This is a genomic window from Caulobacter sp. S45, from assembly GCF_009765965.1.
GTDB lineage: Bacteria > Pseudomonadota > Alphaproteobacteria > Caulobacterales > Caulobacteraceae > CAHJWH01.
The window spans coordinates 358,505-375,882 of record NZ_LMUL01000010.1 but is presented as its reverse complement, the minus strand read 5'-3'; the positions used below and the strand labels follow the sequence as shown (position 1 = coordinate 375,882).

At 70.2% G+C, this 17,378-nt stretch carries 6 protein-coding genes; all 6 read right to left on the bottom strand.

What is annotated here, in order from left to right:
* Nucleotides 1-23: 23 nt before the first annotated feature.
* Nucleotides 24-4,652 (bottom strand): malto-oligosyltrehalose synthase, encoded by a 4,629-nt coding sequence (gene treY / locus GSQ87_RS22310; protein ID WP_174241405.1) that lies wholly within the window; start codon nucleotides 4,650-4,652, stop codon nucleotides 24-26.
* A gap of 127 nt (nucleotides 4,653-4,779) precedes the next feature.
* On the bottom strand, nucleotides 4,780-6,549 hold the full coding sequence (gene treZ, locus GSQ87_RS06195; protein WP_158914322.1) for a malto-oligosyltrehalose trehalohydrolase: 1,770 nt from the start codon (nucleotides 6,547-6,549) through the stop codon (nucleotides 4,780-4,782).
* Nucleotides 6,546-8,651, bottom strand: a complete 2,106-nt coding sequence (glgX, locus tag GSQ87_RS06190; RefSeq protein WP_158914320.1) for a glycogen debranching protein GlgX — start codon at nucleotides 8,649-8,651, stop codon at nucleotides 6,546-6,548. Before glgX ends, treZ begins: the two co-directional genes overlap by 4 nt.
* A 5-nt stretch (nucleotides 8,652-8,656) precedes the next feature.
* On the bottom strand, nucleotides 8,657-10,831 hold the full coding sequence (gene glgB, locus GSQ87_RS06185) for a 1,4-alpha-glucan branching protein GlgB (RefSeq protein WP_158914318.1): 2,175 nt from the start codon (nucleotides 10,829-10,831) through the stop codon (nucleotides 8,657-8,659).
* Entirely contained in the window at nucleotides 10,828-14,118 is a 3,291-nt protein-coding gene (treS, locus tag GSQ87_RS06180; RefSeq protein WP_174241404.1) for a maltose alpha-D-glucosyltransferase, read from the bottom strand. Before treS ends, glgB begins: the two co-directional genes overlap by 4 nt.
* On the bottom strand, nucleotides 14,093-17,200 hold the full coding sequence (locus tag GSQ87_RS06175; protein ID WP_158914316.1) for a maltotransferase domain-containing protein: 3,108 nt from the start codon (nucleotides 17,198-17,200) through the stop codon (nucleotides 14,093-14,095). The genes treS and GSQ87_RS06175 overlap by 26 nt, the downstream gene beginning before the upstream one ends.
* Nucleotides 17,201-17,378 lie beyond the last annotated feature (178 nt).

Below are 17,378 nucleotides of genomic sequence, written 5' to 3'. Positions count from 1 at the left end.
TCCGCCTCGTTGACGACGGGAGGTCAGGCCGGGACGTGGAGCATGGCCACGGGCAGCGAGGCGAGGATGTCCGACATGCCCAGCGCGCCGGCTGGAAGCTCGCGATCGGTGAGCAGGTCCACGGCTGGAGCGGCTGACGCGCTTGTCCCCAGCTCGATCCTCGTGTCCCGCCAGAAGTCAGGGCCCAGGGTCCGGACGCCCCCGTCGAACAGGAGGCGATCGCAGCGGATCTGGCAGATCACCACTACCCGCCCCGACGCGGCCCGTCGCGAAAAGGCCAGGACATGGTCCTTGCGGGAGCCGGCGATATCGAGGGGCTCGTAGCCGCCGTCGCGGAACACCGCGGCGAACTTCGACCGCGCAGCCAGCGCCTTGCGGACGACATGCAGCTTGATCGCACCGTCGCGGGTATCGGCGAGATCGTCCGCCCGCCTATCCAGCAGGTGTTGGCGTAGCTTGAAATCGACGGGTCGGCGGTTGTCCGGATCGACCAGGCTCAGGTCCCACAGCTCGGCGCCCTGATAGAGGTCCGGCACGCCAGGGACCGTGCATCTCAGCACCGCTTGGACGAGGCTGTTGGGCAGGGCCGCGCGCGTCAGCCGCCCGGTGAACCCGTGGCAATCGGCCAGGAAACCGACGGATCGCCGAGGATCGAGCGCCGCCCTCAGGAAAGCCTCGCAGACCTCTTCGTACGCCTCGTCCGGTCGCGCCCAGGACGAGCGCAGCTTGGCTTCCCGCAAGGCCTTGCGCCGCCATTGGGCGAGCCGGTCGGCGAACTGGCCCAGCCCGGCCTCGTCGTCGGAAGCAAGTCCGGTTGGCCATGCGCCCACCAGGGTCTGGTAGAGTTCGTATTCATCCGCCGGGTCGATGGCCAAGCCTAGGTCCGCATTGGCTCGGGACCAACGGCCCGCCGCCTCGATCCATGGACCGGCAAGCCCGCCGAGCGCCGCCAGCCGGGCGCGGACGTCCTCGCCGCGTTTGTGGTCGTGGGTGGCGGTGGCCAGCATGGCGTGGGGATGGGCCTGCGCCCGCGCCTGGTTCGCCGCGTGGAACTGGCCGATGTCGGCGGCGAAGCGCGCAGGATCGGAGCCCACGTCGTTGCGCGAGATCAGGCGGCTGTAGCGGTAGAAGGCGGTGTCCTCCACCGCCTTGGCCGAGACCGGGGCGCTGAGCTGCTGGAACCGGCGTAATGCTTCCCGGCGCAGGCTGGGCGCGCCGGGGCCCCTGCCGCACAGCCACAGCGCGACCTGCTCCAGAACCTCGGCGTCGCCGGGCGCGCCGTGGATGCGGGCCTGGGCCAGGGCCTCGACCACCATCGCCACGTCCGAGCCCGGCGCCGGCCCCTCCGACGCGTAGGTGCGATAGGCGGGGAAGGCGGCGAGCAGTTGCACCAGGCTGCGCCGGATCGCGCCGGCCGAATAGTCGTGCGCGGCGGACTCGGAACGGGCCAGGCGGTGGAAGGCGCGCACCGTCGCCTCCAGCTGGGCGCCGAAACTGCGCTCCAGCATCTCCAGCCGCGCGGCGCGTTCTTCGGGCGCGAAGTCGCCCGGGCGGCCGCTGAGCTCGACCCAATGACGGGTCAGGGCCTCTTCGCCTTCGGGGTCGTGCAGGACGGCGGCGACATCGTTCATGAAGTCGTAGCCGGTGGTCCCGTCGGTCTCCCAATCCACCGGCAGCATCTCGCCCTGGGCCAGGATCTTCTCGACCACCAGCCAAGCCGCGCCCGGCTGGGCGGTCGGCGATCGTCCCGCCTCCAGCGAGCTCAGCCGCGCCCGCAAGCGGCGGCAATAGGCGGCGGGATCGGTCAGGCCATCGACGTGGTCCACCCGCAGCCCGTCGACCAGTCCCTCGGCATAGAGCCGCAGCGGCAGGGCGTGGACCGCGTCGAACACATCCTCCCGTTCGACGCGCAGGCCGGCCAGCTCGGTGACGTCGAAAAAGCGCCGCCAGTTGATCTCGTCGTTGGCGGTGCGCCACCAGGCCAGGCGGAAGTGCTGGCGGCCGAGCAGCTCATGCAGGCGGGCGCGTCCCTCCACGTCGTGCGGATCGAACAGCCCCAGGCCCTCGAGCGCGATCTCCTTGCGATCCTCGCTCCGGATGGGGAACAGGTGCGTGTCATGGGCGACGGCGCAGAGCTGGCCGTCGACCTCGCGCAGCCGGATCGCACCCGCTTCGAGCGCTTCGGCGTAGGGTTGGCCGAGGAAGGGCGCGGCGATGCGGCCGTTCAGCTCCGGGTCGGGCATGTCCCAATCGATGTCGAAGAAATCCGCGTACCGGCTCGCCCGGCCGCGCTTGAGCACGTCGAGCCACCAGGCGTTGTCGCCCTGCCCCACCGCCATGTGGTTGGGGACGATGTCGAGGATCAGGCCGAGCCCATGGGCATGCAGGGCTGCGACCATGGCGCGGAACCCGTCCTCGCCGCCGAGCTCGGGATTGATCACCGTCGGGTCGACCACGTCGTAGCCGTGGTTGGAGCCCGCGCGCGCGGTGGCGATCGGCGAGCTGTAGACGTGGCTGATCCCCAGCTTGGCGAGATAGGGGGCGAGTTCGGCCCCGCGCGCGAAGGGGAAGCCCTTGTGGAACTGAAGGCGATAGGTGGCGCGCGGAACGGTGCGCGCGCCCGCGTTGAACGATCCGGCGCGGGCGGCGGCGAAGTGCGCGGCGCGGGCGGCCGTGGCCCGGTCGGCGAACGGTTCGGCGGTGGAAAGACGGCGACGCCAGTTCGGATGCTCGTCGATGGTGCCCGGCAGGTTGGGCTGCTCGACCTGCGCCATCAGGTCCTCGATCGGCGCGATCGCCAGGCGGCTCGGCGCGGAGCCCACGAAGGCCAGGGCGGCGTCCACCGCGCGCTCGGGCTCCTCCGGCGCTGGCTGCGCGCCCTCCGCGACGCCGGCGGTGAGGGCGGCGGCCCACAGGCGGGTGCGGTCGAGGTCCCGCGCGGCGCGATCCGCCGTAGCATCGGCGGTGCGGCCCAGCTCTTCGGCCCAATCGATATCGCGTCCCCGCCACCAGCCGGCGAGCGTCGGCAGGTCGTGGGTGGTGGTCAGCGCCGCCGCCTGGGCCGACCAGCGCGAAGGGCTGACGAAGGTCCCGTCCTTGGCGCGCTCGAACAGCAGCACCCGCATGCCCATCACGCCGGTCGCGTCCAGCGCCTCGCGGAAGCCCGGCGGGACGGTGCCGAGGTCCTCGCCGATCACCAGCGCCTGGGCGCGACGCGACTCCAGGGCGATCAGACGCAACATGTCCTGGAACGGATAGAGCAGATACGCCCCTTCCGATGGCTTGGCGCCGGCGGGGGTCAGCCACAGCCGGCGCAGGCCCATCGCATGATCGATCCGCACGCCGCCCGCATGGCGCATGGCGGCGCGCAGGGTGGCGAGGAAGCCGGCGTAGCCGCTGCGTCGCAGGGCCTGGGGCGAGAAGGCGGAGATGCCCCAGTCCTGGCCGGTCGGCTGGAACATGTCGGGCGGCGCGCCGACGCTCAGCCCGCGCAGCAGGTCGTCCGGCCGGCTCCAGGCGTGGCTGCCGCCCGCATCCAGGCCCACCGCCAGGTCCGAGATCAGCCCCACCGCCATGCCGGCGTCCTTCGCCGACGCCTGGGCCTGCGCCAAGCCGGCGTCCGCCAGCCATTGCAGGAAGGCGTGGAACTCCACCGCTTCGGCGTGATCGCGCGCCCAGGCGGCGACCGCCGCGCCCGCCGGATCGCGAAACGCCTCCGGCCACCCCTGCCAGCCGCGTGCACTGGTCTCGGCGAAGAAGTGCGCGTACAGGGCTTCGAAGCGGGCGTGGCCCTCCAGATCGGCGCCCCCAGACTGCCGGAAACTCTCGAACGCCCGCCAGCGCGGATCGTCGGGCCGCTGGCGGGCCTGGGCGTGCACCCGGCGCAGCGCCTTCAGCCTGGCTGGCGCCGCGGTCGTCCAGTCGATCAGCTCGCCGCCGTCGGCCTCGCCCCCTGTATCGATCTCGGAGAACACCGCCGTCGGGTCGGCGTACAAGCCGTTCAGGAACAGGCGCGTCGACGGCGCATAGGGGCTGTAGCGCGACGGGTCGGCGGCGAACAGGGCGTGGACCGGGCTGATGGCCACCGCATCCGCGCCCGCCCGCGCCGCGGCGCTGGAAAACTCCGCCAGCGCCCCGAAGTCGCCGAAGCCCGATGGCCGTGCGCCCCGAAGCGCGTAGACCTGGGCCGCGACGCCCCAGATCGGGCGCCCCGGAGCGAGCGTCTCCACGCCCACGGCGCGACGCGGCGCGACGGCGATCCGGACCTCTCGCCCGTCGACTTCGAGCGTGTGGTAGCCGGGCTCGGCGATGGGCGGCAGGCGCAGACCGTCGGACGCATCCTTCAGGCGCATGTCGCGCTCGGTCCCGCCTTCCAGGCGCAGGCGCACCCGGCGATCGCGGGGCTCGAACGGCAGCTTCAGCCCCAATCCGGCGTTCGCCGTCAGCAGGCCGCCCGCATCGGCGCGCCGGGCCAGGCGCAGCTCGGCGAGGCTTTCGGCGGCCTCCGGCGTGTTGGCGCAGGGCAAGCCCATGGCGGACAGGATGGCGCGAAGGCTGTCGGGACCGACGCGTTGGGCGCTTCCGGCGGCGTCCTCCCAATCGACGAGCAGACCGGCCTCGCGCGCGAGGGCCTGAAGGGCGTCTTCAGTCATCGTTTTCGACCCTGATCGTGAGCGCTAGGAACGCGGACTGGAGCCCATCGATGCGTCCAAGAGAATATGTGGTGATGAAGTAGACCGTCACGGGGCGTAGCGGATAGCCATCCTGGCCCTTGTCGGCTCAGCCATGCTCCGCCTCCGACAGCCAGGCGACGAAACTGGCCGGCGACAGCGTCGTCGCGGCCACTCCGGCGTCCAACCCGATCAGATACAGCGGCGGCTCGTCCGGAGCATCGAGCTGAACATCGGCGCCGCCGAGGTTCAGCGCCAGCATCAAGGTCCGCCCGTCGCCCAGCCGCCACCGCGCCTTCACCGCCTTGTCGCCGACGACCTCGGCGCCCAGGGTGCGGGCGCCTTTCAGGCCGCCGACCACATGTTCGCGCCGTAGCCGCAGCAGATCGCAATACAGGGCGCGCCATGCATCGCTTTCCACGTTCTCGCTGACCTTGGAGGCTTCGAAGGTGGCGACGGCGTTCGGATCGGGGATGCGTGCGCGCTTGGCCGGATCGGAGAATGCGGGGAACTTGGCGAATTCCTTGCGCCGGCCCTCGCGCACGGCGTCGGCCAGGCCTCCGTCGAAATCGGTGAAGAACAGGAACGGCGTCATCGCCCCGATCTCGTCGCCCATGAAGATCAAAGGGATTTGCGGGCAGAGCAGCAGCAGGGCGGTCGCGGCCCGCAGCGCCGCCGGATCGGCCAGGACGGTCAGCCGCTCGCCCATCGCCCGGTTGCCGATCTGGTCGTGGTTCTGCAGGAAGCTGATGAAGTTCGTGGGTCCCAGATGCGCGCTCGGCTCGCCGCGCGGGGCGCCGTCATGGTTCGGCGACGGCTCGCCCTGGTAGATGAACCCCTCCCCCAGGCAACGCGCCAGCCTGGCCGCCGGATCGTCGGCGAAGTCCCGGTAGTAGGCCCCGCTCTCCCCGGTCAGCAGCACGTGCAGCACATTGTGGAAGTCGTCGTTCCACTGGGCGTCGAACTTCGGCGGGCCGCCGAGCAGGCTGGCGGTGTTGGCCTCGTTCTCCAGCATCAGGTGGACATGGCGGTCGGGACCCGCGGCTTTGTGCACCGCCTCGGCCATCTCGGGCAGCCAGTCCTGCCGTGAGATGGCGTGGACGGCGTCCAGGCGCAGCCCGTCGAAGCGGTAGTCCATCATCCACATCAGCGCATTCTCGGTGAAGAAGCGCCGCACCTCGGGCCGGGCGAAGTCGATCGCGCCGCCCCAGGGCGTATGGCGACTCTCGTCGAACATCTGCGGCGCATAGGCGTGCAGATAGTTCCCGGCCGGGCCGAAGTGGTTGTAGACCACGTCCAGGAAGATCATCAGGCCCAGCTCGTGCGCCCGGTCCACCAGGGCCTTCAAGTCGTCAGGCGAGCCGTAAGCCGCGTCGGGCGCATAGGGCAGCACCCCATCGTAACCCCAGTTGCGCGCGCCCGCGAAGTCGGCGATCGGCATCAGCTCGATCGCGGTCACGCCCAGCTCGGCCAGGGCCGGCAACCGCTCGGCGACGCCCGCGAAGCCGCCCATCAGCCCCGCATGGACCTCGCAGACCACCGTCTCCTCCCAGGGCCGACCCTTCCAGCCCTCGGTGCGCCAAGCGTAACTTTCGGGATCGACCACCAGGCTGGGACCGTCCACATCGCCGGCCTGCGCGCGCGACGCGGGGTCCGGAACCAGCAGGTCGGGGCCGACACGGAAGCGATAGCGGGCGCCGGGACCGCAAGCCGCCTCAGCTTCGAACCACCCCTCTTCCAGCGCCTGCATCGGAACCGGCGCCTGCCCCTCGATCTCGACCGAGGCTTGCGACAACGCCGGCGCCCAGAGTCCGAAGCGGGTGCGGTCAGGGCCGATAGGGACCGCGCCGAACCTCGGCCGGGGCGCCGGGCCCGTCATGACGCCTTGGCCAGGCCGATCATCAGCACCGCGGCGCGGTCCTGCACCTCATAGACGTCGTCGCCCTGCATATCGCGCTCGCTGACGCCGGGATCGGCGCTGTCCAGCATCACCACCCGCTTGAAATCGGTCGGCGGCGGCAGGCGGAAGCTCATCGGCGTCCCGCCCCCGTTCATCAGCAGGGTGGCGACCTGCACGCCGCCCGGCACGCGCACCGCGCGGCGCATGACCAGGGCGCGTCCCTCCGGATTGCGCCAGTCATCGGGCGACAGGTTGGCTCCACGCTCGTCGAACCAGTCGATCTCGCGCACGCCGGGGATCAATTCCTTATCGCCGTGCAGGAAGTCCTTGCAGGCCAGCACCGGGTGCTCGCGCCGCAACCGGATCAGCCGGGCGATGAAGTCCGTCAATGCCCCGCCTTCCGGCGAGCGGATCAGGTCCCAGTCGAACCACGACAGTTCGTCGTCCTGGCAGTAGGCGTTGTTGTTGCCCTTCTGGGTGCGGCCGAACTCGTCGCCGCCAAGCAGCATGGGCGCGCCCAGGCTGGTGAACAGGCTGACCAGCATCGAGCGGCGGACCTTGTCGCGCACGATCTGGATTCCGGCGTCCTCGGTCTCGCCCTCCACGCCCCAGTTGTCGGAATAGTTCTCGCTATGACCGTCGCGGTTGTCCTCGCCGTTGGCCTCGTTGTGGCGATGCTCGTAGGAGACCGTGTCGTTCAGCGTGAAGCCGTCGTGGCTGGACAGGAAGTTGATCGACGCCCACGGCCGTCGCTTGCGGCGGTTGAACAGGTCCGCCGAGCCCGCCAGTCGCGCCGCCAGCTCGGGCCGCATGCCAGGATCGCCGCGCCAGTAGCGCCGCACGCCGTCGCGGAACTTGTCGTTCCACTCCGAAAAGCCCGGCGGGAAGGCGCCGAGCTGATAGCCGCCCGGCCCGACGTCCCAGGGTTCCGCGATCAGCTTGACCTTCGACAGCACCGGGTCCTGGCGCAACACCTGGAAGAAGCCGTGGGAGGGGTCGAAGCCGCCCGGCGAGCGCCCCAGCGTCATGCCCAGGTCGAAGCGGAAGCCGTCGACGTGGAACTCCTCGACCCAGTAGCGCAGGCTGTCGGCGACCATCTGCAACACGCGCGGGTGGGAGGTGTTGAGCGTGTTGCCGGTGCCGGTGTCGTTGACGCAGTAGCGCGGCTGGCCCTCGACCAGGCGGTAATAGCTGGCGTGGTCCAGGCCGCGGAACGACATGGTCGGGCCCTGCTCGCTGCCCTCGGCGGTGTGGTTGTAGACCACGTCCAGCAGCACTTCGAGGCCGGCGGCGTGCAGCCGGCGGATGGCCAGGCGCAGCTCGTTCAAGTCCTGGCTGGCCATGTAGCGCGGCTCGGGCGCGAAGAAGGACTGCGTGTTGTAGCCCCAGTAGTTGGTCAGCCCCTTCTCCTGTAGGAAACGGTCCTGCACGTAGGCGTGGATCGGCAGCAGCTCGACGGCGGTGACGCCCAGGCGCTGGAAATGCTGGATGACCGCGGGATCGGCCAGGGCGGCGAAGGTGCCCTGTTCGGGCGGTCGCACGTCGCTGAGCAGCTTGGTCAGGCCGCGCACGTGGACCTCGTAGATCACCGTGTCCGACCAGGGCGTGTTGAGCGGCTTGTCGTCCTGCCAGTCGAAACTTGAGGAGACCACCACCGCCTTGGGCATGGCCGGCGCGCTGTCGCGGCGGTCGAAGGACAGGTCGTGGCGCGGCGAGTTCACCCGGTAGCCGAACAGGGCGTCGGTCCAGCGCACCGCCCCGGCCAGACCCTTGGCGTAGGGATCGAGCAGCAGCTTGTTCGGATTGAACCTGTGGCCGTCCTGCGGCGCATAGGGCCCGTGGGCGCGGAACCCGTAGAGCAGACCGTCATAGGCGCCGGGCAGATAGCCGTGCCAGACCTCGTCGGTGCATTGCGGCAGGTCGATCCGCGCGATCTCGCGCCGGCCGGTCTGCTCGAACAGGCAGAGCTGGATGCGCTCGGCGTTGGCCGAGAACACCGCGAAGTTGACCCCAAGGCCGTCGAAGGTGGCGCCCAACGGATAGGGCAGGCCCGCATCCAGGCGGTCGGGAATGATCGTCACGCAGCTTAGCCCTCGTATTTCAGAACGACCGCGCCCAGCGGCGGCAGCGTCAGCTCCAGCGAGCAGGGCTGCCCGTGCAGGGGCTCGGGTCGGGCTTCAACGGTTCCGCCCGAGCCGATGTTCCCGCCGCCGTAGCTTTGCGCGTCGGTGTTGAGCGCCTCGCGCCAGGTCCCGGCCATGGGCGCGCCCACGCGATAGGCCCAGCGCGGCTCCGGCGTCATGTTGACCGCAAACAGCAGGGGCTGGGCGCCGGGCGCCGAGCGCAGGAAGACGAACACGCTGTTGGCCTGGTCGTCGCCGACGATCCAGCGGAAGCCGGACGGCTCCACGTCGGTGCGGTGCAGGGCCGGTTCGGCGGCGTAGAGCCGGTTCAGGTCGCGCACCAGCCGCTGGACGCCGGCATGGTCGCCCTGCTCCAGCAGGCCCCAGTCCAGCTCGCCGTCGTGGTTCCATTCGCGCGACTGGGCCAGCTCAATGCCCATGAACAGCAGCTTCTTGCCGGGATGGGCCCACATGAAGGCCAGGTAGGCGCGCAGATTGGCCATCTTGCGCCACGGATCGCCGGGCATCTTGCCGAGCAGCGAGCCCTTTCCGTGCACCACCTCGTCGTGGGACAGCGGCAGCACGAACTTCTCCGAAAAGGCGTAGATCAGCCCGAAGGTCAGCTCGCTGTGGTGCCACGCCCGATACAGCGGATCGCGCTCCATGTAGCTGAGCGTGTCGTGCATCCAGCCCATGTTCCACTTGTAGGAAAAGCCCAGCCCGCCTTCGTGCACCGGGGCCGAGACGCCGGGCCAGGCGGTGGACTCCTCCGCCAGCGTGATCGCGCCGGGGCAACGCTCCGCGACGACGGTGTTCAGCCGGCGCAGGAAGTCGATCGACTCCAGGTTCTCGCGTCCGCCGAACTGGTTGGGCACCCATTCCCCGGCGTTGCGGCTGTAGTCGCGGTAGAGCATCGAGGCCACCGCATCCACGCGCAGGCCGTCGACATGGAAGACCTCCAGCCACCACAGCGCACTGGCGATCAGCGTCCCCGCCACCTCGCGCCGGCCGAGATTGTAGATCAGGGTGTTCCAGTCCTGGTGGAACCCCTCCCGCGGGTCGGCGTGCTCGTACAGGGCCGTGCCGTCGAACCGGGCGAGGCCGTGGGCGTCGGTCGGGAAGTGGGCCGGCACCCAGTCCAGGATCACCCCGACGCCGAAGCGGTGGCAGGTGTCGACGAAGCGGGCGAAGTCCTCGGGCGAACCATAGCGGGCGCTGGGCGCGAACTGCGATAGGGGCTGGTAGCCCCAGGAGCCGCCGAACGGATGCTCCATGATCGGCAGCAGCTCGATATGGGTGAAGCCCATCCCGGCCGCATAGGGGACCAGCCGCTCGCCGAGCGCTGCCCAGTCCAGCACGCCCTCGAAATTCCCCTCGGGCCGCAGCCACGAGCCGGCGTGAACCTCGTAGATCGAGATCGGCGCGGTCGGCGCCTGGGCCTGTCCGCGCGAGGCCATCCAGTCGCCGTCGGTCCAGGCGAAGTCCGGCGCGGCGGCCACCACCGACGATGTGGCGGGCGGCGGTTCGGTAGCGCGGGCAAGCGGGTCGGCCTTCTGGCGCGCGACGCCGTCCGCGCCGACGATCTCGAACTTGTAGCGCGCGCCCGGCTCCAGGCGCGGCGTGAACAGCTCCCACACCCCGGCCCCATGGCGCAACCGCATGGGGTGGCGGCGACCGTCCCAGGTGTTGAAGTCGCCGATCACAGAAACTCGGCGCGCATCCGGCGCCCAGACCGAGAACGAAACGCCGCTCACGCCGTCCATCTCGGTCGGCTGGGCGCCCATGCGCCGCGCCAGGTCCCAATGACGGCCCTCGCTGAACAGGTGCAGGTCCAGATCGCCCAGCCCCAGGCCGAACGCGTAGGGGTCCTCGGTCTCCTGCACCGCGCCGGGCCAGCGGACGCGCAGGACGTAGGGGACCGCTTCGCTCACGGCGCCGGCGAACAGGCCGCCCTGCCCCGCCGCCAGTTCGCCCAGCACGCGCCCGTCGTCGCGGGCGAGAACCTCGACCGCCTCGGCGCCCGGCTGGAAGGTGCGCACGACGCGCCCCTCGGCAGCCTCGTGGGGGCCGAGGAAGGCGAACGGATCGGTCAGCCGGCCCTCGATCAGTTCGGCGGCGGCGGCGTCGAGCGGATTCATGAGGCGGCTTTCGAAAGGAGCCGGCCGGCGATGGCGATCAGCCCCCGCGCCGGGATACGCAGCCAGTCGGGCCGGTTGGCGGCCTCGTAGGCGAGCTCGTAGGCCGCCTTCTCCAGCAGGAACAGATCGAGCAGGCCGGGGTCGGGATCGAGGCCCTCTTCCGAATAGCCTTCCAGGAAGGCGGCCACGGCGACCTCGCGGAACTGGTCCAGCAGTTCGCCAGTGCGCACGTCGCCAGCCCCGGTGCGGCCCTGCTCGTCCTTGGCGGCGGCCACGGCGGCGGCGTAGTCGAACGAGCGCAGCATGCCGGCCACGTCGCGCCAGCGGCTGTCCTTGAGCCGGCGCGCCTCCATGGTCTTGGCCGGCTCGCCCTCGAAGTCGATGATCACCACGTCGCCGCCAGTGACCAGGACCTGGCCGAGATGCAGGTCGCCATGGATACGCGTGCGCGGCGCGCCCAGCCCCGCCTTCGCCTGTCCCGCAATGGCCGTCAGCAGGTCCGTGCGGCGGGCGAGCACCTCGCGCACGGCTTCGGGGTCGTGCAGGTCCTCGACGCGCGCAGTCAGCAGGTCGAGCGCACCCGCCACCTGGCCGCCGACCCGGCGGGTCCATTCCGCCACATCAGTCTCGCCCGCCGGTTCGGGCGCGAAGGCCGGATCGTCGCTCGGCTCGGCCAGCACGGCATGCATGGCGGCAAGCCTTCGGCCCAGCACGTGGGCGAAGTTCTCGTAGCTCTCGAAGCCGGGCTTCTCCTCGGCGACAACGGAATCCTGGCCGTGGTCGTGCAGGATGCGGCCCAGGTACTCGACCGTCCAACCCCAACCGTCGCCCTGGTTCTCCACGAAGCCTTGCACCACCACCAGGGTGCGCGGCGATCCGTCGGCGTCGTTCCAGACCACCTCGCCCAGCAGCGGCGCGGCGTTGGCGAAGCCGCGACGGGCCAGCTCGCGGGTCATCTCCGGCTCGGGATGCACGCCCGCCTCGGTGCGGCGCAGCAGCTTCAGCACGGCTTGGGAGCCGATCTTCAGGCTGGAATTGCTCTGCTCGGCGGCCAGCCATTCCAACTCCGCGTCCACCGGCAGGTCGAAGCCCGGCTCGGGACGGAAGCGCAGCGTCCCGGCGTCGGTGGCGATGTCCTCTCCCGACCGCAACCCCATGATCAGCGACCGCACGAAGCCCGGCGTGGCGAAGGCGTCGGTCAGCAGCCCAACGCGCCGGCCCCGCCGCACCCGGGCCAGCGCCAAATTGGGGGCGAACGGGCCGGAGACCTCGTCCTCCCAGGCCACGCCCAGCGGCACCTGATAGAGCCCGCGCCCCAGGGCCGTCTCGACCTCCACCTCGGCCAGGAACTGGTCGCCGCCGCCCGGAAGGGACGAGGCGCGCCGGACGACGGCGCTCTGGACTGTCGCGTCCTTACCCTGGAACCAGCGCCGCGCCGCGACATAGGACGGCAGGATCTCGGTCTCCAGCACGCTGCGGCTGGGATAGCCGAGCAGATCGGACAGCTCGCCGCGCAAGACGAAGGTGTGGTGCTCGGGCATGCCGGCGCTGGCGGTGCTCCAGGCCGGCGGGGCGATGTCCTCGCTGAGCTGGAACCAGTAGAAGCCGTAGGGCGGCAGGGTCAGCAGGTAGGTCAGTTGGCCGATGGTCGGGAACGGGGTGCGGCCGGTCAGCTCCAGCGGCGTGCGGCCGGCGAACTCCGACAGCTCCAGCTCCACCGCCTGGGCGGTGCGCGCCATGTTGGCCACGCACAGGATGGTCTCGCCCTCGTACTCGCGCAGATAGGCCAGCACCTTGCGGTTCTGCGGCTTGAGGAAGCGCTGGGCGCCGCGTCCGAACACCTGGCGTTGCTTGCGCACGGCCAGCATCCGCCGCAGCGTGTTGAGCAGCGAATGGCTGTCGCGCGACTGGGCCTCCACGTTGACGGCCTGGAAGCCGTACAGCGGGTCCATGATCGCCGGCAGGGTCAGCTCGGCCGGGTCGGCGCGGGAGAAGCCGCCGTTGCGGTCGCTGGACCACTGCATCGGCGTGCGCACCCCGTCCCGGTCGCCCAAGTGGATGTTGTCGCCCATGCCGATCTCGTCGCCATAGTAGAGCACCGGCGTGCCCGGCATGGTCAGCAGCAGGAAGTTCATCAGCTCGACCCGCCGGCGGTCGCGCTGCATCAGCGGAGCCAGGCGGCGGCGGATGCCCAGGTTGATCCGCGCGCGCTTATCCGACGCGTAGGTCTCCCACAGGTAGTCGCGCTCCTGGTCTGTGACCATTTCCAGGGTCAGCTCGTCGTGGTTGCGCAGGAAGATGGCCCACTGACAGGCCTCCGGGATGTCCGGGGTCTGACGCATGATGTCGGTGATCGGGAAGCGGTCCTCCTGGGCGATCGCCATGTACATCCGCGGCATCAGCGGGAAGTGGAAGGCCATGTGGCATTCGTCGCCGTCGCCGAAGTATTGCTGGGTATCCTCCGGCCACATGTTGGCCTCGGCCAGCAGCATGCGGTCCGGAAAGGTGGCGTCCAGCTCGGCGCGGATGCGCTTGAGGATGTGGTGGGTCTCGGGCAGGTTCTCGTTGGAGGTGCCGTCGCGCTCGACCAGATAGGGGATGGCGTCCAGGCGCAGGCCGTCCACCCCCGCCTCCAGCCAGAACTTCATCACGTCCAGCACCTCGGCCAGCACCACCGGGTTGTCGAAGTTCAGGTCTGGCTGGTGCGAGTAGAAGCGGTGCCAGAAATAGGCCTTGGCCACCGGGTCCCAGGTCCAGTTCGACTTCTCGGTGTCCAGGAAGATGATGCGGGTGTCGGACCAGCGGTGGTCGTCGTCGGACCAGACGTAGAAGTCCCGCTCCGGCGAACCGGCCGGCGCAGCGCGCGCCGCCTGGAACCAGGGATGCTGGTCGGAGGTGTGGTTGATCACCAGCTCGGTGATGACCCGGATGCCCCGCGCATGGGCCTCGGCGATGAAGCGACGCACGTCGTCCATCACCCCGTATTCGGGATGGACGCCGCGATACTCGCCGATGTCGTAGCCGTCGTCGCGGCGGGGCGATGGGTAGAAGGGCAACAGCCAGATCGCGGTGACGCCCAGTTCGGCGATGTAATCCAGCTTGGAGATCAGGCCGGGGAAGTCGCCGACGCCGTCGTTGTTGGCGTCGAAGAACGACTTCAGGTGCAGCTGGTAGATGACCGCATCCTTGTACCACAGGGGATCGGCGGCGATGGTGGAGGCCGGAGAGACTTCGGGCATGGGGTCGGGGGTGCGGGTCACGTCAGGCCTGGCGGAGGGGCTGGACACGCCAGATGGCGTAGGGCTGGTCGGGTGTGAGCGTCATGCGCTGGACCTTGCCGCGCCAGGTGAAGCGGCTGTCGCGCAGCAGGTCCTCCACCTCCAGCGCGCCGTCGTCGGGCAGGCCCCATTCCCAGAGCGGGATCTCGAAGTCGAACGCCTGGGCGTTGTGCGGATCGAGGTTGACGGCGACCAGCACCATGTCGGCCTTGGCCGCCGTCGCCTTGCCGAAGTAGAGCACACTGTCGTTGAACGCCTTGTAGAAGATCACGCCCAGGTGGGTCTGCAGCGCCGGGTTGGCCTTGCGGATGGCGTTCAGCCGGGTGATCTCGGCGATGATATTGCCGGGCTGGTTCCAGTCGCGCGGCTTGATCTCGTACTTCTCGGAGTCCTTGTACTCCTCCTTGCCGGGCACCGGATCGGCCTCCAGCAGCTCGAAGCCGGAATAGACCCCGAACAGGCCCGACAGCGTCGCCGCCAGCGCCGCGCGGATCAGGAAACCCGAACGTCCCGAGCTCTGCAGGAAGTAGGGGTTGATGTCGGGCGTGTTGACGAAGAAGTGCGGCCGGAAGAACTCCTTGGGCGCGGTAGTGGTCAGCTCGACCAGGTAGTCGGTCAGCTCCGCCTTGGTGTGGCGCCAGGTGAAGTAGGTGTAGGACTGCGAGAAGCCGACCTTGGCCAGGCGGTACATCACCTTGGGCCGGGTGAAGGCCTCGGCCAGGAACACTGCATCCGGATAGCGGCCGCGCACGTCGGCGATCATCCACGCCCAGAACGGCAGCGGCTTGGTGTGGGGGTTATCGACCCGGAACAGGCGCACGCCCCGCTCGGCCCAGAACAGCACCGCGTCGCGCAGCGCCAGCCACAGGCCAGGAACGGAATCTGGCTTGTAGAAGTCGACGTTGACGATGTCCTCGTACGTCTTGGGCGGGTTCTCGGCATACTTGATCGTGCCGTCGGGCCGGTAATCGAACCAGCCTGGGTGCTGTTTGAGCCAGGGATGGTCGGGGGCGCACTGGATGGCGAAGTCCAGCGCCACTTCCAGTCCCTGCTGGCGGGCGGCGGCGATCAGGCGCTCGAACCCTTCCAGCCCGCCGAGTTCGGGATGCACCGCGTCATGGCCGCCCTCTTCCGAGCCGATGGCGTAGGGGCTGCCGGGATCGTCGGGGCCGGCGGTCAGGCTATTGTTGCGGCCCTTGCGGTTCTTGCGCCCGATCGGGTGAATCGGCGGGAAGTAGACCACGTCGAAGCCCATGGCCCGCACCGCCGGCAGGCGCGCGATCACGTCGTCGAACGTGCCGTGACGCGCGGGGTCGTCGGTCTGGGAGCGGGGGAACAGCTCGTACCAGCTGGCGAACCGCGCGCCCAACCGCTCGGCGTCCAACGCCTGAAGTTCGCCGCGCACGCTGAACGGCCGCGCGTCCGCCCGGTCCATCAGCCGCGCCAGGTCGGGCGAGAGCAACAGCTCGGCCTTGGCGGCCTCGTTCGCCGCGTCCAGGTCGGCCAGCATCTCGCCCAAGGCCAGCCGCAACCCGGCGCCGCTGCGGTCGCGCGCGGCCTGGACCTGCATCATGGCTTCCTGGACGTCGACGGGACTCGCCACGCCAGCCGCCAGCTTCTTGGCGAAGTCGCGACGCAAACCGCCGAACCGATCCAGCCAGGCCTCGACGGCGAACAGGTGGCGACCCATCCGCTCAGGGGTGAACTCGGCCTGCCAGCGGTCGTTGCCCAGCGGCTCCATCCGCACCGGGCGCCAATCCTCGGCGTCGACGGGGCGCCACAGCAGTTCGGCTGCGAGTTGTTCGTGCCCGTCCGCGAAGATGTCGGCCTCGATCACCACCGGATCGCCCGCCGTGCGCTTGACCGCGAACCGTCCGCCGTCGACGGAGGGCGACAGCGCCTCGATAGCGATGCGCGGAGCCTCCGCTGCGGCTTTCGCGCCGGCCTTGCCGCCCTTGCTGGCGATCAGGATCGGCGTTTGCCGACCCGCCGTTAGCAGCCGCACTTGGCCCGGTTCCAGGGGCGCGAACGGCTCGCCCTCGCCATCGATACGCGCATAGGGTCCGAACATCGCGCCCAGCGGCCCGAGATCGGCGCTTGAGAACGAGGCCGGCCGGTCCAGGTCCGGATTGACCAATACAAGCAGGGCCGTATCGGCGGCGCGCAGGTCCGGCCCTGCCGCGCGCAGCAAGGCCGTCGCCGGACTTCCCGCGCCGGTGAGCAGTCGCATCTCGCCATCGAAGCCGGAGAGTTCGACCGTCTGGCGATTGGCCGCGCGCATGGCTTCGGCGAGGATCGGCAGATCGCCGCCCTCCGCCGTTCCGTTCATCGGGACGATCGCGCCCGCGCCCATCGCGGCCGCCAGATGGAGCGAACGCGCATAGGCGGCGGGCGAGGCCTGGACGCGCGGCGCGCCCTCGGCCGTGTCGCCGAAGTCGGCGATCAGCGGCGCGATCCGCCGCAAGGCTTCGTACTCCTCGATCAGCCAGGGGGCGCGCGCGTCCCACCAGGCCAGCGACGAAGTCAGATAGTCGAACCCGCAACCGTCAAGCGCCAGCACGGACGGCCGGTCGAGCCCCGCCGTGGCGGCAATGAAGGTCGCTTCCATCGCCGTCGCTCCGACCCGCTCGGTCAGGGCGGTCCAGAAGGCCGGCTCGAAGCCGGCCGGCGATAGGAAGCGCACGCCCCGCACCCCGGCCCCGAACGCTTCGCCCAGGGTCGAGGCGGCCCAATCGAGCAGGAGCGCCGTTTCCGCCGTCCGACGCCGCATGCGCGCCTGCCCGCTCGCCGCCGCTCGCCGGCGCGGATCGATCGAGGCCAGCTCCTCGGTGATCGGTCGGATCGCGAAAGCGTCCGGATGGGCCTGGACTAGCGGATGTTCGAGGGGCAAGGCGCCCAGATCGACGTCCAGGAAAACGCCCAATCCCGCCGTCGACAGCGATTGCGCCAGATCACGCAGCGCCGCGAACGAGAGGACGCCAGGGTCGAGGGTCGAAGCACCGGTGCAGGCCGCCCAGACCTCGGGCGGGAGCAGGAGGGCCTCGAAGCCCAGCTCTCGCACGCCCTCCAGCGCATCGGCCCGGCGCGCCAAAGCGACGGCCTCTCGATGGGCGACGGAGCATATCCTCAGAGCGACACCGGATTGCTGGGGCCTCATGCAGTCTCCGGCGAAGTGGCGGTCCCGGCCAGTTCCAAGCGGAAACCCGACCAAGTCGCCCCAACAACGGCCCCTTCACCGCTTCCGTTCCGCCGGCCCCCTCCACGATTTG